This is a genomic window from Burkholderia sp. LK4, assembly GCF_001043615.1.
GTDB lineage: Bacteria > Pseudomonadota > Gammaproteobacteria > Burkholderiales > Burkholderiaceae > Burkholderia > Burkholderia cepacia.
Map to the genome: position 1 here is coordinate 35,672 of NZ_LDUL01000017.1, position 23,943 is coordinate 59,614.

At 63.0% G+C, this 23,943-nt stretch carries 20 protein-coding genes; 4 read left to right on the forward strand and 16 right to left on the reverse strand.

Translation table 11 applies throughout. From position 1 onward, the window contains the following. Positions 1 to 5: 5 nt before the first annotated feature. On the forward strand, positions 6 to 1,475 hold the full coding sequence (betB, locus tag VK92_RS09650) for a betaine-aldehyde dehydrogenase (protein WP_048026417.1): 1,470 nt from the start codon (positions 6 to 8) through the stop codon (positions 1,473 to 1,475). A 25-nt stretch (positions 1,476 to 1,500) separates the two neighbouring features. Then, positions 1,501 to 3,201 carry a choline dehydrogenase gene (gene betA, locus VK92_RS09655; protein WP_021160331.1) on the forward strand — a complete coding sequence of 567 codons (1,701 nt, stop codon included), beginning with the start codon at positions 1,501 to 1,503 and terminating at the stop codon, positions 3,199 to 3,201. 218 nt (positions 3,202 to 3,419) lie between these two features. Here betA and VK92_RS41620 read toward each other — a convergent pair whose 3' ends face one another. From VK92_RS41620 to VK92_RS09730, 16 genes are all read right to left on the reverse strand, one after another. Beyond that, positions 3,420 to 4,508 (reverse strand): hypothetical protein, encoded by a 1,089-nt coding sequence (locus tag VK92_RS41620; protein ID WP_131723345.1) that lies wholly within the window; start codon positions 4,506 to 4,508, stop codon positions 3,420 to 3,422. Between the two features lie 28 nt (positions 4,509 to 4,536). Further along, positions 4,537 to 5,613 (reverse strand): hypothetical protein, encoded by a 1,077-nt coding sequence (locus tag VK92_RS09660; RefSeq protein ID WP_048026415.1) that lies wholly within the window; start codon positions 5,611 to 5,613, stop codon positions 4,537 to 4,539. Further along, positions 5,610 to 8,336 carry a toxin VasX gene (locus tag VK92_RS09665; RefSeq protein ID WP_131723344.1) on the reverse strand — a complete coding sequence of 909 codons (2,727 nt, stop codon included), beginning with the start codon at positions 8,334 to 8,336 and terminating at the stop codon, positions 5,610 to 5,612. Before VK92_RS09665 ends, VK92_RS09660 begins: the two co-directional genes overlap by 4 nt. A gap of 10 nt (positions 8,337 to 8,346) precedes the next feature. Then, positions 8,347 to 9,273: a hypothetical protein gene (locus tag VK92_RS41625; RefSeq protein ID WP_131723343.1), complete on the reverse strand. Its 927-nt coding sequence runs from the start codon at positions 9,271 to 9,273 to the stop codon at positions 8,347 to 8,349. Between the two features lie 419 nt (positions 9,274 to 9,692). After that, entirely contained in the window at positions 9,693 to 10,727 is a 1,035-nt protein-coding gene (locus VK92_RS09675) for a type II toxin-antitoxin system HipA family toxin (RefSeq protein WP_231600745.1), read from the reverse strand. Positions 10,728 to 10,972: 245 nt separating this feature from the next. Beyond that, a complete protein-coding gene (locus tag VK92_RS09680; RefSeq protein ID WP_048026410.1) occupies positions 10,973 to 11,290 on the reverse strand; it encodes a helix-turn-helix domain-containing protein in 318 nt (105 codons plus the stop codon). A 414-nt stretch (positions 11,291 to 11,704) separates the two neighbouring features. Next, complete coding sequence (locus VK92_RS09685; protein ID WP_021160329.1) at positions 11,705 to 12,295, reverse strand: dual specificity protein phosphatase family protein; 591 nt, start codon at positions 12,293 to 12,295, stop codon at positions 11,705 to 11,707. Between the two features lie 13 nt (positions 12,296 to 12,308). Then, entirely contained in the window at positions 12,309 to 12,803 is a 495-nt protein-coding gene (locus VK92_RS09690) for a hypothetical protein (protein ID WP_048026409.1), read from the reverse strand. Next, positions 12,800 to 13,942, reverse strand: a complete 1,143-nt coding sequence (locus VK92_RS09695) for a UDP-N-acetylglucosamine--LPS N-acetylglucosamine transferase (protein WP_021160327.1) — start codon at positions 13,940 to 13,942, stop codon at positions 12,800 to 12,802. The genes VK92_RS09690 and VK92_RS09695 overlap by 4 nt, the downstream gene beginning before the upstream one ends. 419 nt (positions 13,943 to 14,361) lie before the next feature. After that, positions 14,362 to 15,444 carry a hypothetical protein gene (locus VK92_RS09700; protein ID WP_048026408.1) on the reverse strand — a complete coding sequence of 361 codons (1,083 nt, stop codon included), beginning with the start codon at positions 15,442 to 15,444 and terminating at the stop codon, positions 14,362 to 14,364. A gap of 234 nt (positions 15,445 to 15,678) precedes the next feature. After that, a complete protein-coding gene (locus tag VK92_RS42855) occupies positions 15,679 to 16,185 on the reverse strand; it encodes a hypothetical protein (protein WP_042975571.1) in 507 nt (168 codons plus the stop codon). A gap of 180 nt (positions 16,186 to 16,365) precedes the next feature. Then, positions 16,366 to 16,869: a hypothetical protein gene (locus VK92_RS09710; RefSeq protein ID WP_021160324.1), complete on the reverse strand. Its 504-nt coding sequence runs from the start codon at positions 16,867 to 16,869 to the stop codon at positions 16,366 to 16,368. Between the two features lie 121 nt (positions 16,870 to 16,990). Further along, positions 16,991 to 17,815: an OmpW/AlkL family protein gene (locus tag VK92_RS09715; RefSeq protein ID WP_048026405.1), complete on the reverse strand. Its 825-nt coding sequence runs from the start codon at positions 17,813 to 17,815 to the stop codon at positions 16,991 to 16,993. A 74-nt stretch (positions 17,816 to 17,889) separates the two neighbouring features. After that, positions 17,890 to 19,143, reverse strand: coding sequence for a DUF2957 domain-containing protein (locus VK92_RS09720; RefSeq protein ID WP_048026403.1), 1,254 nt, complete (start codon positions 19,141 to 19,143; stop codon positions 17,890 to 17,892). A gap of 71 nt (positions 19,144 to 19,214) precedes the next feature. Further along, positions 19,215 to 20,810 carry a DUF2957 domain-containing protein gene (locus VK92_RS09725; protein WP_048026401.1) on the reverse strand — a complete coding sequence of 532 codons (1,596 nt, stop codon included), beginning with the start codon at positions 20,808 to 20,810 and terminating at the stop codon, positions 19,215 to 19,217. Between the two features lie 617 nt (positions 20,811 to 21,427). Further along, the gene (locus VK92_RS09730; protein ID WP_021160319.1) at positions 21,428 to 21,724 is read right to left on the reverse strand and encodes a cupin domain-containing protein; all 297 of its coding nucleotides are present in this window, start codon (positions 21,722 to 21,724) and stop codon (positions 21,428 to 21,430) included. A 434-nt stretch (positions 21,725 to 22,158) separates the two neighbouring features. Here VK92_RS09730 and VK92_RS09735 point away from each other — a divergent pair, with 434 nt between their 5' ends. Beyond that, positions 22,159 to 23,106, forward strand: coding sequence for an ABC transporter ATP-binding protein (locus VK92_RS09735; RefSeq protein ID WP_021160317.1), 948 nt, complete (start codon positions 22,159 to 22,161; stop codon positions 23,104 to 23,106). Between the two features lie 3 nt (positions 23,107 to 23,109). Then, positions 23,110 to 23,871, forward strand: coding sequence for an ABC transporter permease (locus VK92_RS09740; protein WP_021160316.1), 762 nt, complete (start codon positions 23,110 to 23,112; stop codon positions 23,869 to 23,871). Positions 23,872 to 23,943: the final 72 nt, after the last annotated feature.

Sequence of the window (23,943 nt, forward strand, 5' to 3'; positions counted from 1 at the left end):
TCCTCATGTCCGTATTCGGTTTGCAGCGCCTCTACATCGGTGGCGGTTACGTCGACGCCACGAGCGGCAAGACTTTCGACACCTTCGACCCCGCCACCGGCGAACTGCTCGCGCAGGTGCAGCAGGCCAGCGCGGCCGACGTCGATCGCGCGGTTGCATCCGCGCAGGAAGGCCAGCGTGAATGGGCCGCGATGACCGCGATGCAGCGCTCGCGCATCCTGCGCCGCGCGGTCGACCTGCTGCGCGAGCGCAACGACGAGCTCGCGGCGCTGGAAACGCGCGACACGGGCAAGCCGATCGCCGAGACGCTTGCGGTCGACATCGTCACCGGCGCGGACGTGATCGAGTACTACGCGGGCCTCGCCACCGCGATCGAAGGGCTGCAGGTGCCGCTGCGCGCCGAATCGTTCGTCTACACGCGGCGCGAGCCGCTCGGCGTATGCGCGGGCATCGGCGCATGGAACTACCCGATCCAGATCGCGTGCTGGAAGACGGCGCCCGCGCTCGCGGCCGGCAACGCGATGGTGTTCAAGCCGAGCGAAATCACGCCGCTCACCGCGCTGAAGCTCGCGGAGATCTACACGGAAGCCGGTGTGCCGGCCGGCGTGTTCAACGTCGTGCAGGGCGACGGCTCGGTCGGCGCGCTGCTGACGGGCCATCCGGACATCGCGAAGGTGTCGTTCACCGGCGGCGTCGAGACGGGCAAGAAGGTGATGTCGCTGGCCGGCGCATCGTCGCTGAAGGAAGTGACGATGGAGCTCGGCGGCAAGTCGCCGCTGATCGTGTTCGATGATGCGGATCTCGACCGCGCGGCCGACATCGCGGTCACCGCCAACTTCTTCAGCTCGGGCCAGGTCTGCACGAACGGCACGCGCGTGTTCGTGCACCGTTCGGTCAAGGACGCGTTCACGCAGAAGGTGCTCGAACGCGTGAAGCGCATCCGCGTGGGCAAGCCGACCGACGCCGACACCAACTTCGGCCCGCTCGTATCGGCCGCGCAGCTCGACAAGGTGCTCGGCTTCATCGAAAGCGGCAAGGCCGAAGGCGCGAAGCTGCTCGCGGGCGGCACGCGCCTGACGGACGGCCACTTCGGCGGCGGCCAGTACGTCGCGCCGACCGTGTTCGGCGATTGCCGCGACGACATGAAGATCGTCCGCGAGGAAATCTTCGGGCCGGTGATGAGCATCCTCGATTTCGAATCGGAAGACGAAGTGATCGCCCGCGCGAACGACACGCACTACGGGCTCGCCGCCGGCGTCGTGACGGAGAACCTGTCGCGCGCGCACCGCACGATCCATCGCCTCGAAGCCGGCATCTGCTGGATCAACACGTGGGGCGAATCGCCGGCCGAGATGCCGGTTGGCGGATACAAGCAATCCGGTGTCGGACGCGAGAACGGCATCACGACGCTCGAGCACTACACTCGAATCAAGTCGGTGCAGGTCGAGCTCGGCCGCTACAACCCGGTGTTTTAAGGATCACGAAAGGAGATTGACCGTCATGACGACACGCGAATACGACTACATCATCTGCGGCGCGGGTTCCGCGGGCAACGTGCTCGCAACGCGCCTGACGGAAGATCCGGACGTGACGGTGCTGCTGCTCGAAGCGGGCGGCCCCGACTACCGCTTCGACTTCCGCACGCAGATGCCGGCGGCGCTCGCCTATCCGCTGCAGGGCCGCCGCTACAACTGGGCGTACGAAACCGACCCCGAGCCGCACATGGACAACCGCCGGATGGAATGCGGGCGCGGCAAGGGGCTCGGCGGCTCGTCGCTGATCAACGGGATGTGCTACATCCGCGGCAACGCGCTCGACTACGACAACTGGTCGACGCACAAGGGCCTCGAGAACTGGACGTATCTCGACTGCCTGCCGTACTTCAAGAAAGCCGAGACGCGCGACGTCGGCCCGAACGACTATCACGGCGGCAGCGGCCCGGTATCGGTCACGACCAGCAAGCCGGGCGTGAACCCGCTGTTCGAGGCGATGGTCGACGCGGGCGTGCAGGCCGGTTATCCGCGCACCGACGACCTGAACGGCTATCAGCAGGAAGGCTTCGGCCCGATGGACCGCACCGTCACGCCGAAGGGCCGCCGGGCGAGCACCGCGCGCGGCTATCTCGACCAGGCGCGTGCACGGCCGAACCTCGAGATCGTCACGCATGCGCTCGCCGACCGCATCCTGTTCGACGGCAAGCGCGCATCGGGCGTCACGTACCTGCGCGGCAACGAACGGGCGACCGCGCATGCGCGCCGCGAAGTGCTCGTGTGCAGCGGCGCGATCGCGTCCCCGCAACTGCTGCAGCGCTCGGGCGTCGGCCCCGGCGCGTGGCTGAAGGAGCTCGACATTCCCGTCGTGCTCGACCTGCCCGGCGTCGGCCAGAACCTGCAGGATCACCTGGAGATGTACATCCAGTACGAGTGCAAGGAGCCGGTTTCGCTGTACCCGGCGCTGAAGTGGTGGAACCAGCCGAAGATCGGCCTCGAATGGATGCTGAACGGTACGGGCCTCGGCGCGAGCAACCATTTCGAGGCGGGCGGCTTCATCCGCACGCGCGACGACGACCTGTGGCCGAACATCCAGTACCACTTCCTGCCGGTGGCGATCAACTACAACGGCTCGAACGCGATCGAGATGCACGGCTTCCAGGCACACGTCGGCTCGATGCGCTCGCCGAGCCGCGGCCGCGTAAAGCTGCGCTCGCGCGATCCGAACCAGCATCCGAGCATCCTGTTCAACTACATGGCCGAAGCGCTCGACTGGCGCGAGTTCCGCGATGCGATCCGCGCGACGCGTGAAATCATGCGGCAGCCGGCGCTCGACCGCTATCGCGGCCGCGAGCTGAACCCGGGCGCGGACTGCAAGACCGACAAGGAACTCGACGCGTTCGTGCGGGCCCGCGCGGAAACCGCGTTCCATCCGTCGTGCTCGTGCAAGATGGGTTACGACGATATGGCGGTGGTCGACGAAGCAGGCCGCGTGCACGGGCTGGAAGGGCTGCGTGTGGTCGATGCGTCGATCATGCCGATCATCACGACCGGCAACCTCAATGCGCCGACGATCATGATCGCGGAGAAAATCGCGGACAAGATTCGTGGCAAGCAACCGCTCGCGCGCGTGGACGTGCCCTATTTCGTCGCGAACGGGGCGATGGCAAGGAATGTCGCGAAGGCCGTGCGGCAGCCGGAGACGGTTTGACGGGGCGTGACACCGATACAAGGCATGGCCGGGATTCGCATGATGTCTGCTCTATCTCGGTCTGCATTCTCTGTGACGCGCATGTTCCCGGTTAACGGTGATTGCTGATGCCTCATGCGGGGCAGGCATCCGATTCAGCACACGGTCCTCGGAATGCTTCCCGCTTCTCGCTCCGAGCAATGAAATCCGTTGTGTTGGACGCCGGATTTCGGTGGCCCCTATCGCGACACGACTGACACCGAGATCGGACGCCCTTTGGCATCGACCAGTTCGTAGCCGCGATCACCGGCATAGCGGTAGAACACGTCCGTTCGGGATTTGACAGGCGTCGTGTCGAAGGCGCTTAAATCCGCATCCGGGGCACACAAGCGTTCCACCTCTTCGGGCCACCGGTAGGCGGCCCGCTTGCGTGCCACCCACCAGTCGATCAGCGGTCCGGTCGCACACCAGTAGAGCAAGCGTACAAAGGGACGACTGACATACAAGTCCCACCAATCCGGGTTGGGGGTGCTTACTGGAAAGCCGCTCGGTTTGTGTACGCGGCCGAGTCTTCGCAAGTGATCATCAGGTTGAATCGCCTCAAGGCCGTGCTCCATGTAGCGACGGATGAATTCGAGTCGATCCAGATTGGCCCAAAAGGTTGTGCCGTCACTGGAGGCGAAGTAACCACCTAAATCGAATGGTTCACCATAGCGTTTTCGAATGAATTCATTGGATACTTTACCGAATTTTCGACGCGGTTGAGGAAAGCACAGCTTAAGGCGGAAGCGGCCGTTGAGTGACTGGCCAATCTCCGTGAACGGCCTGACGTCACGCCATCGGAGATGCAGTATCTGATCTCCCCATGGAACGTGCAAAAGCTGTGCTTGTCGGTTGAATCGTGTTGACGGAGAAGTGGCTCCGATGAAACAAAGCCAAAAGAAATACCCTAACAAAAGCGAGAAAAATGCATAGAAAAGAACACTAGGTAGTAGAGCTGCAAGATAGTTTCGTCGAGATAAGTTCGCTACCACTGAATCATCAAAAAATCCATAGACAACTATGGCAAGAACAAAGTGGTGTACCAACGCACAGAAGTACAGAACCAACGAGCACCGCCCTCGCCAGAAATCCGGCTCGATATAGCGCTCGTTGAACATGTGCAAGTCCGACACGTCGTCTCGGAAACATACCCTGGGTGGCCACATCGCTATCGTGATGCCCGGCAAACCGATATGGTCGCTTTTGGTACGGAGCGCCTCGACCTGTTTCTCGAAGCCCGCAGCATCAGGTGGCTGCAGGCTGAGATCGTCCTGAGTCGTAGTCATAGGTAGTTGCTTTCGTGCAGCATGTCGATCAAGACGCATTCGTTTTCAAGATCGGAAGCCCTTTGGCATCGACCAGTTCGTAGCCGCGATCACCGGCATAGCGGTAGAACACGTCCGTTCGGGATTTGACAGGCGTCGTGTCGAAGGCGCTTAAATCCGCATCCGGGGCACACAAGCGTTCCACCTCTTCGGGCCACCGGTAGGCGGCCCGCTTGCGTGCCACCCACCAGTCGATCAGCGGTCCGGTCGCACACCAGTAGAGCAGGCGCACAAAGGGGCGACTGACAAACTGATCCCACCAATCCGGATTCGGCGTGTTCCCTAGAAAGCCGCTCGGCTTGCGCACACGGCCGAGCCTTCGCATCTGTTCATCAGGCTGAATTGCCTCCAGGCCACACTCCATGTAGCGACGGATGAATTCGAGGCGATCCAGATTGGCCCAAAAGGTTGCGCCGTCATGTGAGGCAAAATCACCTTCTAAATCGAATGGCCCACTGTAGATCTTGCGTATGAAGTCCTTGGATACCTTACCGAATTTCAGGTGTGGATGGGGGAAGTAGAGATGAAGACGAAAGCGGCCGTTTAGCGTTTGTCCAATTTGAGTGAACGGCCTGACGTCTTGCCACTTCAGATGTAATGTTTGGTCACCCCATGGAATGTGTACGAGTTGAGCTTGGCGGTTAAAGCGATGTGATGGCTCTATTGCACCTAGAGCTGACAGCCTAAATATAATTCCATAGAAAAATAGAAAGATTAAGTATGTCACGCCCGCCTGAAATAAATCAACCATATGGATTCTTTCGTCAACACCTCCTATCTGAAATAGTGAATACAAAACTGCCGCAAGCGTGAGATGATGTGCCAATGCGAAAAAGTACATAATCATCGAACACTGGCCTCGAATGAAATCCGGTTCGATATAGCGCTCGTTGAACATGCGTGTATCGGACACGTCATCGCTGAAACACACCCTGGGTGGCCACATCGCTATCGTGATGCCTGGCAATCCGATATGGTCGCTTTTGGCACGGAGTGCCTCGATCTGTTTTTCGAATCCCACCGCATCCGTCGGCTGCAGGCTGGGATCGTCCTGAGTCGTAGTCATAGGTAGTTGCTTGCTGGAAGTTTGTAATCAGGTTCGGTGAAGTGGTTTGGCCAATACTCGACTTTCGTCTGGCCGATCAAAGTATCGCTTGACAGCGTGATGACCCCTACTCCCTCCTGTTCAACCACTAGAGCTGGATCCTTATAAGTGGCGACACGACCAAGCGCACCATGAACCTGCGTCAATTCGAATTTGCTGATCTGCGACCTCCACCCCGGAAGAGTGATCGTAATGCGGCGCAGTTCTGTCACACCGGGAATCGTCAACGTCCCGACGGTATTGAGAATCTGCACGTCTGTCGTAATGGTTGGTTTGATGAACAAAGTGTAAAACGCATGTAATTCCTCGATATCGTCCTTGTACGGCACTAACGATGTGCGATTGAAGAAGATACCACCACGTCTATTGCCCCAAACGCTTCGGGATATCCACTCAGCCACCGCCTGTTCGGCGGCCACACGGTCATGAATAGCACGAGCAACTGAGTAGAGACCATCAAGCGCAAGTAACGTCCACCCTAGGGAACCGGATCCCATCCCCGCGACAGTGAATGGAACGCGGGCAACCGAAACCTCGGCCGCAGCGAGTTTGGTTAGCCACTTTGGACCGACCTTACCGAGCACATAGAGGCCACCTAGGCTGGCTGCCGTGCCAGCGACCGCGCCACTAACCACGCTCCATGCAGCCGAATCACCACTTTCAGCACGTGCACCAAAGATCCCGTCTTTGATCGCAAACACAAGCGCCGCAATTGCTGCCGATCCAATGGCCCAAAGCTCCAATTTGTTTGCCGAAGCCCGCAACACATCAGACTTCGCTCCTTGTCCAGTTTCCCTCGCAAGATTCGCCAACCGATTCCGATACACCTGCGCCATGAACAAACTGCTTGAACCGAGGCCGAGCACCCTACCGCCGGCGTCCAATGCGTTCGCCAAGGTCAAACCATCCTCTTTGCCCAATGCATTGAAAGCCACGGCCGCGTTATAGGTCGACACCATAACGGCGAGCCCGCCGATGCCCACGCGCGTGTTATGCGCACGCCGAAGTTCGGCAGGTGCCTTTTCCATGTCGTTCAGCGCTTGTTGGACATCCTGCATCCTGTACAGCACGAGCATTTCGTTGGCTTTTTGGGCGACGGTGCGTGGCCGAAAACCCTCTCCGCCCTCGATCCCCAATTGGTCCCGCACCCAAGTGCCCGCGTCCTTCAGCTTGACCGGTACAGCCCCTGCCAATTGACCATCCAGCGCTTCGAACGCGGGGCGGTACGCGCTCGTCCAGAACTGCGCCGGGCTGCGCAGTTTGCTCCTGGCAACCAACGCGCCGATCATGACGCTCAACTGCTGTGACGCGGCATCCGCCGGAATCGACTTCAACAGCGTCTGCGCACGCTCGATGACCGCGTCGTTGATGAGGCCGCCAGCCACGGCACCACTGTTGCGCCAGTCCACCCAGTCGCCGACTTGCGGATGGCCAAGAACGAGGTCGTGCAGCCACCCCGTCAACCCATCCGTCGTCACGTACTTCTGCAGGTACGCTTCGCCCTTCGGATGGTGGACCAGACCTGTCAACGTGCAGGCACCGACCAGACGCCTGTCGATAAAGTTCTCGACGTCCTTGTTTTCATAAAGCGTCAGCAGCGTGGTATAGGCGGGCTTGACTGACTGAAATGCCTCCCACAAATCCACCGCTGCCACTTCCACCGCTTTCTGAAGACTGGCCAACCGTTTCGGATGCTCCTTGATGAACGCGTCGTAGGCCTGATGGTCGGCGAAGCGCATACGACTGGCATAGCCGGCCTTGCCGCGCTGATAAGGATAATCGGCGTGCGTCCTGACGCCCCCTATCGTCACGCTCGTCACGGCATCCTGGATAGCACGCTGTCGAGCCGCGTCGGCCAGCGACTCGATCATTCCCCAGACACGGAGCTTGCGTGCAGCCTCCGTCACGTAAGGTTCTTGATCCTGAAGCGCAGCGCCCACCAACTGATTGAGATCCATCAACATGCCGACTGGATCAGGCAGTGCCACCGCGAGCAGGTCCACGTCCTTCTGAGGAAGCGCGGCAACCCGCATGGCATCCGCGACAGCTTGCCCCGCCGCCTTCTTCGGCAAGCTTGCGCTCCAGGGATAGACCTGCCCGGAAAGCTCCGGTAGCGCCTGCGGAAGGTGACCAACAGCGAAGCAGTGGGCTTGCTTGCCGCCTAGCGGGTTGATCTTGCGCATCAACAAATCCCGCCGTGCCGAATCACGCTCCATTTCGCACAACGCGCGATGACTGAGCATGCTGTCGCTCACCATTAGCCACACCGGGCCGCTTGCCTGCTCCTTGGGAATGAGCACATAGGGTCGGTCGGTGCCGCCATCGATTCGCGCATGGCGCCCCGGGAATTCGTTCCGATAGTCCTTCTCTGTCCACCACAGGGCGGTGAAGCGTCCGTTTTCAGTCACGCTGTATTGCCGCGTCCACATACGCCCGTCCTTGACGTAACGAACATAGAGGTAGCATCCCGGCCGCAACATGCGAAGCCCCTGCTGCTTCCCTGCCGAAAGTACCGGGTATGGACTGCTCAATCCGGTGCTCGCATGACACGGGGCGTCCGCCACGCCATATCTCAACGGATAGACAGGGATACCGTGCTCGCACGGCGGCGGCGAGATGGCTTTGCCGACTTGCTTTTCGCTGGGGTGATTCGGGCCTAACGCCTTGTCGTACCTGGTTGCCATCATCCTTTCCTTACGCCGTCGGAGCGAGTGTCTTGAGCCGCGCTTCGGCTGCGAACAGCCGCTGCTTCCCATCCACCTGCCGCTCGATCAAGATGTCACGCAACGCGGCATCCTTGGCAAACAGTTCATGCGAATACCGGAAGCGCAGTTCCATGTAATGGCGCACGTCGCGCTCCGTGGTGAGCGCCAGTTGGTCGGTCGCTTCGTTGGCAAAGTGGACCAGATGCCGCCAAAGCACCGGTTCATTGTCCGGATGGTCGTAGGCCGGAAAGCGTTGACGGAACGCGCGGGCGCAGTCGCGCATAAACCACGCAAGGCTGGCCTGATCGAGGGCGATCTCGTCGTACAACGTCAACGTGACGGGCCCTTCGGACACTGATGTCGGGCGATCGGTAGCCGGCACATCGGCAAACAGCCACTCACCCACCTGCTCGTCGCCCGCATACCAGATGAAGCGTTTGATGGGGCCGAACAGTTCGGACAGGCGATGCGCCGGCAATCCTTCGCAAAGTTCTTCGAGGGGTCGCCCGGCATGCAAGCCGATGCTGATCGGAAAGCCGTCGGATGTCTCAAGCAAACGCAATCGCTGGAGGTGGAAAACCAAGGCGTCTTCTTCGTCAGGACCCAGCAGGAGAAATCCGGCCTGCTGGCGTAGCCAGCATTCGACGGCATGTGCATAGAGTGGTTCGTCAAGGGGAACCAGCAGCGGCCCCTGGCGGTAGCCCGGAACACCATACTCCCAGGCGGTATCGCGCCAGACCCAGCGGTACTGGAACCGCCGAGTCACGGCCTGGACTTCCTCTTCGAGCGAATCGCTGTGAGTACCGCTCAGGCAAAGCCACGGACGTGGCCCCTGTGTCAGCGACGTCCAGTTTGCATGTGGCAGTGCTTCCACTACCCGGCGAGACCAATGCTGTAGTTCAAGCTTTGTGATCATCAGGTTTCCCCCTTGCCTGTCCCGCTATAGGGAATAGCGTCGGCACCTGTTGGGCGGGGATCAAAAGTACCGGGCAATCGCCTTAACGTCTATCGGACGAATCTGAAATTCATCGAGCGATTTTCACAAGCACTGCATACCAATGAACAAGCCTGCAGCAAGGTATTTACATCGGGAAATAAACCAGGATGAAGTGAAACGATGCGCGAATTGACGATCGATATCTTTGACAAGGTTTGCAACCGCTCGCGCGTGTCGACGTGCCTTATTTCGTCGCGAACGGGGCGATGGCAAGAAATGTCGCGAAGGCCGTGCGGCAGCCGGAGACGGTTTGACGACGGCGGGCATGCTGCCCGCTCATCAATATACTGACGAAGCGCCGCCGACAGGGATTGTCGGCGGCGTTTTTACGTGCATCCTCACCGGTGAGCGCGACCCACCGGAGCCTGGCGAAGCAGGGCAACGTTCTCGTTGATGCGGCCCTGGATCGTGCGCAGGGTATCTCGAGTAATGATCCGCGGGTACATGTTCTCGGCCATGCCCGAGAATTGACCGGCCACTTCGCAAATGTCGTCGATCATCCTGCCGGCAACGTCCTGGGGCACTTCGGCTTCCTCGGCAAACCGAAGCATGTGCGTGCGGGAAATCTCCAGTGCCTCCCCCATCACGTCCATCTGGTGATATCCTCCGGGCCCCTCGCAGAAGGTCACATCGTAGGCCGGCGCCAGTTTCCACTGACCATGTGGCGCCATGACGTAGGCGAAGTTCTTGGGATGGTCGTCGCGGTTGTTGAACGCGACGTTGAAGACGGCGCGCTCGAAGGCCCTCCTCATCTCTCGCACGTCGTTGGTACAGATCCGGGTCGCCCGCAAGAAGTTGAGGTAGTCCAGCGAACCCGCATGCCGGTAATCGGCCCCCGTAAACGCCGCGAGACTCTGCATGGGGACACGCGATCCCTCATGCCGATCAAAGCGCTTGCTGGCGAACGCCGCCAGCCCATTGGGCAAACTGAAGTACTGCGTGTCCGGAGTCTCGATGCCACATCTGCGCAGACATTCGGCGTAGACCATCTCGATGGCGCACACCTCGGCGTGCTCGTCTCTTGCGGGGAACTTGACCAGCCAGGCTTCGAAGCCCGGTGTGGCGGCCGTGGTCAACCCGCCGGTTTGCGGATCGCGATAGATCAGGACCTTGGGCCGTGCACCTTGGGGCGAGCCGCCCACCCGCAGCAACGTCTGCAGGAACTCACCCCCTTCACCATGGAGCACGTCCTGAATTTCGGCAGCAAGCTGTTCCAGCGGGATGTGGGCGTCCGGCGCTTCCCCTTCGGGTGCGACGGGTTCGAACGCCATGGCCCCCATCGCGTTGCTGCCGATATACGCCAACCGCTCCAGGGCGCCAATGCGCGCCGTGTTGAGCCCACGGCGCCGGAACATACGGTCCATCAGCAGCATGCCCTACCCGTTCGGCAACGCGTCATAGACAGGCCCCGGCAGTTGCAATTGATGAACCGGGAAATCTCGCTGCAACCGGGGGCCCTCCAGCGGCAATGTGTACAAAGACAGCTCCAGGCCCCTCTGCCTCGCCTCGTTGCTGTACTCGAACACGATCAGCGGGCGACCGGTCAGGGCAGTCGTGGAGACCAGCGTGCCCCAAAGCCACCGCTCCCCCCCAGCCCTCATAGAAAACATTCACTTGTTCAGGCATCGCCGAACTTCCTCCTCGTACGGAGGCGCTTGGCTGATTTCTCGTAGCGCAGAATGTCCTCGATGCTGTCCAGCTTTGGCTGGAACAGGCTTTCGAGCTCCTTGATCCGGCCGAGCGCCATCGCCACCCGAACCACGGCCTCGAAGCCGACATTGCGCCCGGCCTCCAGGTTCGACACGGTGTTGGTCGCGATGCCGGCACGCCCGGCAAGATCCGACTGCGTCATGCCCGCAGCCAGACGCTCGGTGCGCAGACGCTCGCAGAGTCGCTTGACGACCTCGCTCGGCTTGCTGAAGCTTAAATCCAACATAGTGTGTCTTACACCCTGTCCAAGCCGGTTAACACCCAAAATTATGGAATTAACGCCACCTTGGCTCAAGGAGACTAATTCTTTAATTCTGCGTTTTATCGACAGAATGACCCGCTTAGCCACAGTATGTTGGATTTAAGTGGCTTCCCCTCAAAGATGCGGTCGATCAGATCGCCCCGCGGCTGCGCGACCGATCCGGGGCAGTGCAAAGGCCGGATTCCGTGTTGCACGGGTGCACGGCCTTGTTCGCGCCTCTTCGAGGATCGTGGCGGAGCCGACCGGCTGCTTGGGCTTTGCTGCAGCTCGTGGGTGAAGAGCCGGCTGCATGCCGGGAAAGTCGGCTTTCTGCTGCTGCAGCGAAGACGAGCGCCGAGCGCTACGGTGACGTCGGGAGCTGGTCCTCGCAGGTCGGGCTCAGCCGCTATTGACCTCCTGCCGCAACCGCTCGACATCCACGCGCTTCAGGTAGTTCGTGATGTTCTGCCAGATCGGATGGAACCCGTAGCCGCCATGCTGCAACTCGTCGAGCGCCTGCTCGCGCGTCCAGCCCTGGTACACCATCCGGTACAACGCCGACACGAGGCCGGTACGATCGGCGCCGTGCTGGCAGTGGATCAGCACCGGGCCGTCCTGGTCGGCCGTACGCAGCGCCTTCAGCGCCGCGACCATGTCTTCGTCGCGGATGTCCCAGGTGTTGATCCGGATGCGCTGCATCTTGATCTGCGTGCCGGCCAGGATGCTGTCGTCCGCGTGAAACGAACGGAAGCTGATGACCTTGCGAATGCCGAGCTTCTGCAGTTCCGGCACATCCGCGCGCGACAGCTGCGCACTGCGGTACAGCGTCGGCGTGATGCGATGCAGGTTGTTCACATGCGCATCGGTCACGCCCTGCGCCCATTTGATCGGCCTCGGCCGGGCGGACACCTCGGAGGCCGGGTCCGCATGGGCCGGCTGCACGAGCCCGGCGAGCGTGACGGAGAGCGCGGCGATGAAGGCGAGTTTCATGTCGGGTCGGGGATCAGTAAAACGCGCGCTTGCGCTCGCGGGAAAGAATGAACAGCACGATCGCTGCGGCGCTCATCGTCCAGTAGTCGGTCGGTGCCACGCCGAACCAGTGGATATGCCACGGCACGTTGGCGGGATTGAAGCGGGCGAGACCGTAGGCCGGATTCAGCACGAACCACAGGAAATCCTCGGTCAGCCAGAACACCATGATGCACGCGACGATCCGCGCTTCGATGCGCCACGACCACCGTCGGTTGAACACGGCCGGCCAGTGAAAGAACAGCGCGACGAACGGGAACACCCACGCGTGGTAGCCGGTCATCGGCCGCCCGCCCCAGAAGATGTCGAGCAGCCAGTGATGCTCGATGCGCCACGTCGGCAGGTTGGCCGCCCAGCCCGCGCTGCCTTCGATCTGGATCTCCACGTTCGCGAAGAAATACGCGAGCAACACGACCCATGCAACGACAAACAGCGTATGGCGCGTCGGCACGAAGCGCGCGACGCTCATGCGGCGGGCTCCAGGCCCAGCACGCGATCGAGCACGAAGCGGCCGGCGAGCGGCCGGCCGAGCGGCGCGAGGCGGCGGCGCATGTCGGCGAGACGCTCCGGCGCCTGCAGCAGCGCGCGGATCCGGTAGACGAGCGCGTCGTCGTCGATCGCCTTCAGCGCGACACCCTGTTCGAGCAGGAAATCCGCATTGCGCTCTTCCTGGCCCGGAATCGGCGAGTTGACGATCATCGGCAACTGCATCGCGAGACATTCGGACGTCGTCAGGCCGCCCGGCTTCGTGATGACGAGGTCGGCGCAGGCCATCAGGCGCTCGACCTGCTGCGTGAAGCCCTGCGGAAACAACCGGCCCGGATGCTGCGCGGCGAGCGCCTGCAGCGACGCGAGCATCGCCTGGTTCTTGCCGGCCAGCGCGATCAGCTGGAAGTCGGCGTCCATCCCGAGCAGGCGCGCCGCCAGCACGTCGAGCCCGCCGAGGCCCGCGCCGCCGGACATCATCAGGAAGGTCGGGCGCGCGGGATCGAGGCCGTACTCGGCCGCGCAGGCCGCGCGATCGAGCGGCTGGCCGAACGCCGGCATGATCGGGATGCCGCTGACGTGCACTGTTTCAGGCGCCATGCCGCGCGCATGCATGCGCCACGCGATCTCGTCGTTGGCCGCGAAATAACCGCGCATGTTCGGCACGACCCACATGCTGTGCAGGTCGAAATCCGTGACCTGCACCCACACCGGCGTGTCGACGCGCGCCTTGCGGATCTCGCGCGACAGCAGCTCGGCCGGCAGGAAGTGCGTGCAGATGATCGCGTCCGGGCGTTGGCGTTCGATCTCCGCGAGCAGCGCCCGGCAATTGAGCCGTTCGATCGCACGCCGGATCTTCTGCGACGGCGCGGCGGGATCGACTTCGTCCGTCTTCTGGTACAGGTAGCCCCACAGCGCCGGCTGGCTGCTGACGAGCTTGATGTAGAGATCGGTGTACAGCTTGCGGAAGCCGGTGGACACGAAATCCATCACGTCAAGGTGGGTGGCTTCGATGCCGGCGGGATGATGGTCGGCGAATGCGCGGATCGCCTCGGCCGCTCGGGTATGGCCGGCGCCGGCGCTGACGCTCAGGAGGAGGATCTTCTTGTTTTGCTTTGACATCTGACTGACCGTTTCGATGAAGGTGGTCGGAACGCGGGTTCGCGGCGGCGCTCTCACACGGCGGCTGTTTGCGTCCGGCTTACAGCAAGCTTGGCAATTCTTCGGCGACGCGGGCGGGCAGTGACGTCGAAGCGGTCGCCGGCATCGTCTGCGGAATCATACTGCGTTCGGGCGATGGCGCCGGAATCGGGGGGCGCAGGCGGGATGGATGGTGCGGTGTGCGACCAGTGTGGACTGGTGACGGCATGACGGCTCGGCGCGCTGCCGCCCGATGCCCGTTCGCGTGTGCGAACGGGGTCCCGCATGGCGCGCGAATCAGGATGCGCGTACGCGAATCGTTTGGCATCCTTGCGGATTACCTCGAAAGAGGCTTCGGAAAAGCTGGCGCGTCAGCCGGCCTTGCCCCCTTGCTCGTGGAATCAGGGCGCTACACCGGCCGGCTTCCGCATCCGCTTCCCGCGGACGATCGGATTCCATCGCGATGTCAGGCTCATTGCGCCACGCAGGTGATCGAACGCGACGTCCTCCTTCGGCCCGAAGCGGCTGACCGCCGGCCACGCGAGCACGTGATCGAGGCACGCCTGCCACTCGTCGCCATGAAAGCGGCGACCGATTTCCCGCACGGCGTCAGGCGCTGCGATCGCGATACCCGCCAGCAGGTAGTAAGCCCAAAAGCTGCCCGCGCCGACGAGTTGATCCAGCCTGCATACGGATAACGCCGCGAGCAGCCCGTCCACCGACGCGAGATCGGCGCGATGCGTGCGGATCGCCCGCGCGACGAGGTTGTGCTCACCGCCATACGCGGCAATGGAGATCCCGTTGCCGGCAGCGAGCACGGCCGAGAACGTCACGAGCGCAGCCATCTCGTCGATGCGCGATGCATCGTCGCGCGGCCCGCATACACGCAGCAAGATCGCGTCGATGACGGCGCCCGGCCGGGTAGACGTTTCTCCGCTCGCCGCCGCGATGACGGCGAGCCTGTCTCTCAGGTTCTTCGCAGGCGGCGTGTCGCCGTCCTCATGTGCGGTGCATGTGCCGGCATCCCCCCCGCTGCATTCGAGACCGCCGGCAATCCGCTCGAGTGCGGCCCAGCCGACATCGGGATCGTCGAATGCGCACGCATCGATCACGCCGTGCGCGGTGTCGAACACGGCACGCGAGCCTGGACAACTGCGTTCGGCTTCGGCGAGCTGCTGCATCGAAGGCATATGCGAGCATGCGCCGTGCGGGTCGGTCAGGTCGCATGCACAGGCGCTGCCGTCCGATGCGATCCACGGCGCGAGCCCGTGAAGCACGGCCGTTGCGTCACGCGACAGATTCGCGCCTGTCCGCATGCGTATCGCCTGCGACGCGGCGACGGTCGTGTCGCCGGCATCGGCCGCCATCGCTACGCAAGCGGCAGCGTCGAGATGTTCGATCAGGTACTGCAGCCACGCGGCCGTGCGCAGCCGGTCAGGCGTCGCGCCGCGGGCATCGCCATACTTTGCTGGATCGGTAAGCATGGGTCTTCCGGGATAGTTCTGGCCAATTTGGAATAGTGGTAATTCAGTCGAATCGGATGGCGCGGTACGCCGTACCGATCCTGCAACGCCACACGCATCGGATCGCGATACGTGCGGCCAGCCTGTCGTCACGCTGATACGGAAGACGGCTCGAGCGCATCGACGAAGCGGCAACCCGTGTACATCCCGCACGGCCTTCGTGAACGGCGAGTTCCCCGCTTCGACTCTCGACGCTTACTGCACGTGGAACTTCGGCGACGTCATGATCCAGCCGTTCACCGTGCAATCCGGCGTCAGCACGGCGTTGTTGAGCGTCAGCCGCGAGTCCGGATCACTCCACGCCACCGTGACCTTGCTCGGTCCACAAGTACCGAGCACCCGCATGTCCAGCTTCACGTTGTCGATCGACACTTGCGTCGTGCTGTCCACGTTTCCCGTCCATGGCGCCGCACTGCTCGCGCTACCGGTGAACAACACGCACAATGTGCCGCCGGTGAACTGGGTCGACGTGATGTTGATGATGCCGGTCGGCGTGACCGTGCCGTTGACCGTCGTCGTACAGGAGATCGGACTGAACGCTCCCTTCTGGACCGACGTGAGCCCCGACGCGGAAAACGGCTCGCCGTTCGGATTCATCGGCTGGCCGTCCACGCGCGAAACGGTCACAGCAAAAGCAGGCGCGGCCGAACCCGCGGTGAATGCCACTGCAGCAACAAGCGATGCAATTTGACGAATGTTCATCTGTACGGCCTCTCTCTTGATATTTGGCGGCCTTACACGAGAAACGCGACCGCTCTGCCGAATGAATCCGTCCGCCGCGCCCATGCACGCGACGGCACAAACCCATCGAAACCGCGAATACCCGCCGCACCTGTCACACGGCCCTCGCGCGCGGCGGGTACCCGCTTCGATCCGCGACGCTTACTGCACGTGGAACTTCGGCGACGTCAGCACCGTGCCGCCCACCGTGCAATCCGGCGTCAGCGTGGCGTTATTGAACGTCAGCGAAGAGTTCGTATCGCTCCACGTCGTGACAACCTTGCTCGGCCCGCAGGTGCCGAGCAGCGTGACGTTCACCTTCACGTTGTTGATCGACAATTGCGTCGTGCTGTCGGCCTGCCCCGTCCACGGCGACGTGCTGCTCGCGCTGCCGTTGATCAGCGAGCATGTCGCGCCGCCCGAGAACGTCGTCGACGTGATGTTGACGATGCCGGTCGACGTGATCGTGCCGTTGAACGTCGCGGTACAGCCTGCGCTGATCGCGCCCTTGCTGAGGTTCGTGAGCCCGGTCGCCGAGAACGGCTCGCCATTCGGGTTCATCGGCTGACCATCAGCCCGCGAAACGGTGACTGCGAAAGCAGGCGCGGCGGAAACCGCGGTGAAAGCCACTGCAGCAACAAGCGATACGATTTTGCGAATGCTCATTTGAACTGCCCCCTCTCTTCACAAATGGCGGCACGCCGCCAGGAACGCGACCGCCCGGCCGGATCGTTCCGGCCCGACGGTCGCAGGAAGCCGCCGGTGCACGTCATGCGCGCCGGACGGCTCAGAACTTGTAGGAAATCCCGACGAACGTAATCAGCGGATCCGCCTTCAACCGTGTGCGCGTGGTGGCGAGCGTCGAACCGTCGGCCGCCTTGATCACGAGCGACGAGTAGGTCTTCAGCGGCATGTACGTCAGCGTCGCCGTCAGCCCCCAGTGCTTGTCGATCGCGTAGCTCGCGCCCACGTTGTAGACCGGCGTGAACGACGACGACGCCTTGCCCTCGACCGACGTCGGCCCCGGCTTGCCGGCGCCCGCCGCGAGCACGCTGCCGAGGTTTTCGTTGATGTCCTTCGCAAAGTTGCCGTTCAGTTCGATGTTGCTGAACCAGCTGTAGGCCACGCCGATCCCGACGAACGGGCGGAACTTCGCCGTCGGCGAATTGAAGTAGTACTGCAGAATGATCGTCGGGCTCCACTGCCTTGCGTTCTTCACGGCCGGCTGGTTGGCCGGGTTGTCCATGTTGACGCTGCCCAGCGCGCCGGACGGCCCGGGCGGCCTGATCGTGCCGTGCCCGGTCAGCGTGAACTCCGGCGGCACGCCGAGCACCGACGTCACCGCGATGTGGTCGGTGAAGAAGTGCGTGAGCGTCAGGCCGACCGTATCGGCGTTGTTGACGGTCAGGCTCGTGCCGGGCGACGTGAACGACCCGGGCAGGCGCAGCGGCCCGTTGATCGGCATGCCGGCGAGATTCGTCGTGAGCCCGTTGGTCGAATCCTGCGGCATGATGTGCAACCAGCCCAGCGTCGCGACGTTGTCGCCCGCCTGCTGGGCCGATGCGAGCGTCGATATGCCTGCGACGACACCCGCGACAATCAGCTTCTTCATGAAGTCTCCTTCTCGTTCTGTCCGGGCGCCGCGCCCGTTCGCGCGGCGCCGCCGTGTCTCCATCCGGGCTTGCCTTACTGCACGAACGCGCCGACCGTGAAATACGGATTGCTCGTATCGTTCATGTCGAGGAACCCGAACACGCCGCCGGTGAACACGAACTTGCCGGTCGCGGGCCCCGACGCCGCATCCGCATGCACGGTCGTGACGACGCCCGGCACCTTCTGCGTGAAATCGAGGTTCAGCGCGCGGGTGAGCGCGGCCTGCGACGCATTGAACGGATCGAGCAGCGTGGCCTGCGCGCCGACGAGCGCGGTCGCGCGGTAGTTGAACGCGCTGTCGACACCCGTGTACTCGCCGTTCTGCGAGCCTTGCGTGATCGCCGTCTGCGGGCTCAGGAACGAGATGCCCGATTCGTCGTCCGCGCTCGGCGAGCCCTGCGTCAGGTCCGCATTCGCCGCACCGGTGCGGATGAAGATCGGCACGAGCTGGTTGCGCAGCTTGCCGACGATCAGGATCCCCTTGCCGGCCTTCGCGGGATCGACCGCCGCGAGCGTCGGCGGAATCTGCGGCAGGTAGTTGAGCGACTGGAATGCCGGCGCATCCGGACGCAGCGTGAACGGCTGGTTCACGGTCGCGCTCGACGCGAGCGGCTGCCCGCCGTTCTTTTTGCCGAAGTTGTCGGTCTCGACGTAGCTGCCGTCCGCGTTGATCGTCACCTGCTGGTCGAGCGCCACCGGCTGGAAGCTTTGCGACGGCACCTGGTGGTAGCCGAGCTGGTTGTACTTGCCGGCGATCTTCGTCAGGTCGGTTTCCAGCGACGAGAAGCTGATGAACGGGTAGTACGGGAACGTCGTCTTCGGGATCTTGCCGACGCCGATCACGCCGTCGAACTGGATCGTCGCGCCGGGGATCGCGCCGCCCAGCACGCCTTCGCCGAGGAACAGCCGCGCGGGCCGGCTCGGGTCGAGGCTCGCGTTCTGCATCCGGAACGTGCACTGGTTCAGCTTCACCGTCGGCAGCCCCGTCTCGTCGGCCAGCGTGCCGTCGACCACATTGGCGGGCGCAGTATCGCGCGTCGGCTGCACGGTGCCCGTCGTGGTCGGCACCGGCGACGCGAGATAGGTCATCCGGTACGTCATCTTCGTCGTGTCGAGCTGCACCTTCACGAGTTCGCCCGATCCCGAGCCGCCGATGAACACCGTGTTGTAGTCGATCGTCTGCGGGCACAGCCGGACCACCGGCGCGGGCGGCGGGTCGCCGTCTCCGCCGCACGCAGCCAGCACGGGCGCGAGCGATGCCGCGGCCATCCATTGCTTCAAATTCATAGGAATCCTCTTGAAATTCGATTCGCCGGCGGCGACGCATGCGCCGCCGGTGTTACGTGTTCAATACAGGGTTACTGGACGAACGCGCCGACCGTGAAGAACGGGTTGACCTGGCTGTTGTTGACGACCATCGCGTAGACATTCCCGGCCGTCACGAGCCAGCCCGTGTCGCCCTTCTTGAAGATCGCCACGTTGCCGCTCGCGCCCTTCGCGTTGAAGTCCTGCGTGGCCGTGACCTTGATCTTGCCGGGCGTCGCCTGCGTGTAGTCGAGCCCGAACTGCGAGGTCACCCCCGACGTCTGCGGATCGATGAACGCCGCGGTACTGCCCTGGAACAGCGTGGACGTATAGTTCGCGGCCATCGTCGAGACGGCCGTGCCGTCATCGCAACTGCCTGCTACCGAATAGAAGGTGTTATTGGTGAAGACACCGGGCAGGTCTGGGTGCGGCATGTTCGGGTTGAAGCTCGGCCCCGGCGACGTCACCTTGTTCGCCTGACCGCTGGATGTCACAACGCCGCATGCGGATGCGCTGGTCGCACCGATATATCCCCCCTTCAGGGAGTTCGCGGCAATCGCTTTCGTCGACGCCAGCATCGAGATGCCGACTTCGGCATCGGCGACCGATGCGAACAGATTGACCGTATCGACGTGCGTATAGCCGACACGAATCACGATCGGCACAAGTACGCCGTTCAGCCTGCCGACGATCATGATGCCTTTCGCCTGACTCGGTGCAATGATCAGCGTCGAGCCCTGCCCCGCGATCGGATACCCCTGTCCCACCGGATTGCTCACGAATACATTGTCTGCCGATCCGTCCGCGTTCTTGCGCTGCGCCCACGGCGTCCCGGTCGTCTGACACGAGTAGTCGCTGCCCTGCGTGATGGAACACGAACCGTCCGCATTGAACGTCTGATTCCAGTTGACGACGTCGGGCTCCCAGCCGACCGGCCCGGTCGGGCTCTGACCATCACCGCCGATCGGCGACAGATGGATGCCGACCTCGTTGTAGTTGCCCGCCACTTTCGTGAAGTCGGTTTCGGTGTCGGTGAAGCCGATGAACGGATAGAAATCGAAGGTGCGCGACGGTACGACGCCGAGCGTGATGCCCGGGAGCAGCGGGATACCGGCGAACGCAATCGTCGCCCCCGGAATCCCGCCGCCCACCACGCCATTGCCGACGAACAGCATCGGCGGATCCGCACGGTTGATCGTCACCGAATACGCGCCGTCGCTCGTCGCGCCGCTGTCGAGCACGAACGCACAGCGGTTCTGCTCGGCGGTCGGGAGCGTGGTCGGATGATGGAACGCGCCGCTGATCGTCAGGCCTGCGCGCGTGTTGTTGACCTGCCCTGCCGATGTCGGCACCGACGATTCGATGAACTGCATCTGGTAAGTCATCTTCGTCGTGTCGAACTTCACCTTCACGTACTCGCCGCTGCCTGCGCCACCCGTGTACGTCGTCGTGTAATCGAGCGCGTCCGGGCACAGCTTCGTGACGACGGGCGGCGTCGTGACGGAACCGCTCGGCCCGCATGCGCTCCCCGAGCACTGCGGCACGTTGATCGGCCCCGGATCGTCGCCGCCGCCGCAACCGGCGACGAACGGCAAAGCGACGACCGCGCACGACAGGATCGCTTTCCGCCATTCAGGAATGCAAATCATCAACCCCTCCTTTTCAGGTACGACAAGTCTCGTCCGGACAGGCTGCATGGCCCGCCGGTTGGTATCGCGCCGCGGCACGAACGCGCGGCGCATGACGGTGTGCGCCAGGTTGCCGCGATGCCGGTCAGGCAAATGCGGCATGCGCCGCGGCGGCAGGCAAGCGCTCTCCCGCGGCGCCGTCATGCGGCACGGCGCCGTGAGAACAATCGAAACGGGATGTGGTTCGCCGCTACACGGCGATATGACAACGCAGGTACGCGACCTGCATCGCGCCTGCGTTCAGCGAAAAAACGGGAAACGGCAGTCCGACTGGCCCCGCGGATAGGCGTCTCATCAATTGGTCTCCATCCGTACGCTTGATTCGTTATCGTGATGCGTCGTTTGACGAGACTATGATCGGACGATTCCTACAAGTAAATGGATGCAGAGTTCCAAACGGCCGAAACCGCGCAATCGCAGTGCGTGCCGGGGATTTGACAGATTTTCAAACAGCCTTCAATTTATTTGCTCAGACAAATACATGGCCTGTGTAACACGCGTTTGAATAACCATGGCCGACCCACGCTCTGCCTTGCCGGCCGGCCCTCGACGCTCCGCCCGCATGCTGCGGCGCAACCTCATACGTCGACGATGGCGAGCGTGCCGTGGCTGCCCGGCAGCACCGCGTGAGGCGTGCCGGCGAGCGCCAGGTACATCTGCCCGGCCTCGACGACGACCGTCTCGCCCCCGACCTCGAGCATCATCCGGCCGTCGAGCACCAGCAGCCCCTCGTTGTAGTCGTGCACTTCCGCTTCGTAAGCCTGCGCATCCATGCGCAGCACCTTGATCCTGGCCGGCCCGACCTCGCCGACGATCGTGGATTTCCACGCGACGGCCTGTGCGGCCGCCACGGATTTGAAATCGATCAAAGACATGCGTTTCGCTCCGTAAACGATGAAAGGAACGCATTATCGCGAGCGCGGCACACGCCGTCCCGGTACGGCGCGACGGGCTTCGGGCGGCACAGTCGGCCGGCCGGCCGCGCCGCATCCGGCCGGACACGCGATCGCCTCCCTGTTCGCGGAAAATGGCGCTCATTGTTCGCAAGCCGCAAATAAATCACCACGTTATTGGGTAATGCGCCGTCAATTCGCGCCAATCCGGCACCGGTAATGCTCGCCCTTTCCACGAGAATGCATTTCCATCTGTCGATTGCTAATATGGCGATCCCGCGATCCCGCACCACAACGCCGTTCGACATGACGCCCGTTCGCCATGCCGTCCCCGGTCCCGGCCGCTTCGCAGCGGCGGCGGCGCCGGGCACGGGCGGCGCACACCGTTGCGCCGGCCGGCCGTGCCATCCGTGAGCATGCAACCGATCCTTTCCGTCTCCGACCTCTCCAAGACTTACGCGTCCGGCTTCCAGGCGCTGAAGCACGTGACCCTCGACATCCGCCCCGGCGAGATCTTCGCGTTGCTCGGGCCGAACGGCGCCGGCAAGACGACGCTGATCGGCTCGATCTGCGGCATCGTCACGCCGACCTCGGGCCGCGTGACGGTCGGCGGCCACGACATCCGCGATCACTACCGCGCGGCCCGCGAAATGATCGGCCTAGTGCCGCAGGAACTGACGACCGACGCGTTCGAAACCGTCTGGGCGACCGTGTCGTTCAGCCGCGGCCTGTTCGGCAAGGCGCCCGATCCCGCGCATATCGAGAAGACGCTGAGGGCGCTGTCGCTGTGGGACAAGCGCGACAACAAGCTGATGACGCTGTCGGGCGGCATGAAACGCCGCGTGATGATCGCGAAGGCGCTGTCGCACGAGCCGCGCATCCTGTTCCTCGACGAGCCGACGGCCGGCGTCGACGTCGAGCTGCGCCGCGACATGTGGAAGCTCGTCGATTCGCTGCGCGAAAGCGGCGTGACGATCCTGCTGACCACGCACTACATCGAGGAAGCCGAGGAAATGGCCGACCGGATCGGCATCATTCTCGGCGGCGAGCTCGTGCTCGTCGAGGAGAAGCGCGAACTGATGCGCAAGCTCGGCAAGAAGCAGCTCACCGTGCAGCTCGAGCACCCGCTCGCGGACGTGCCGCCCGCGCTCGCGCCGTTCGGCCTCGAACGCGCGGACGACGGCACAGCGCTCGTCTACACGTACGACTCGCAGCGCGACGATGCAAGCATCGCGACGCTGATCAACGCGCTCGGTTCGGCCGGCATCGGTTTTCGCGACCTGCATACGACGCAGAGCTCGCTCGAGGACATTTTCGTCAGCCTGATCGACAACCGCCGCAACGGCGTGCAGCAAGGAGCCTGACGCATGAACCTGCATGGAATCCGCGCGATCTACCGCGCCGAAATGGCCCGCACGCGCCGCACGCTGATGCAGAGCATCATCGCGCCGGTGATCTCGACGTCGCTGTATTTCGTCGTGTTCGGCTCCGCGATCGGCTCGCGCATCAGCGACGTGAACGGCATCGGCTACGGCTCGTTCATCGTGCCGGGGCTCGTGATGCTGTCGCTGCTGTCGCAGAGCATCTCGAACGCGTCGTTCGGCATCTACTTCCCGCGCTTCACGGGCACCATCTACGAGATCCTCTCCGCGCCCGTGTCGTACTGGGAGATCGTGATCGCGTATGTGGGCGCGGCCGCGTCGAAGTCGATCCTGCTCGGCGTGATCATCCTCGCCACGGCCGGCCTGTTCGTGCCGCTGCACATCCTGCATCCGTTCTGGATGGTGCTGTTCCTCGTGCTGACGGCGGTCACGTTCAGCCTGTTCGGCTTCGTGATCGGCATCTGGGCCGACAGCTTCGAGAAGCTGCAGCTCGTGCCGCTGCTGATCATCACGCCGCTCACGTTCCTCGGCGGCAGCTTCTACTCGGTCGACATGCTGCCGCCCGCGTGGCGCGTCATCACGCTGTTCAACCCGATCGTCTACCTGGTCAGCGGCTTCCGCTGGTCGTTCTACGGGCTCGCCGACGTGCACGTGTGGATCAGCCTCGCCGCGACCGGGCTGTTCCTCGTGATCCTGCTGGCGATCGTCGCGTGGATGTTCCGCACCGGCTACAAGCTGAAGAACTGATGCAAAGCGGCCGCACCTCGCGCCGCCGCCGATGACGCATTTGGGCAAGCAGGCGGCGTTTTTCCTCTGATG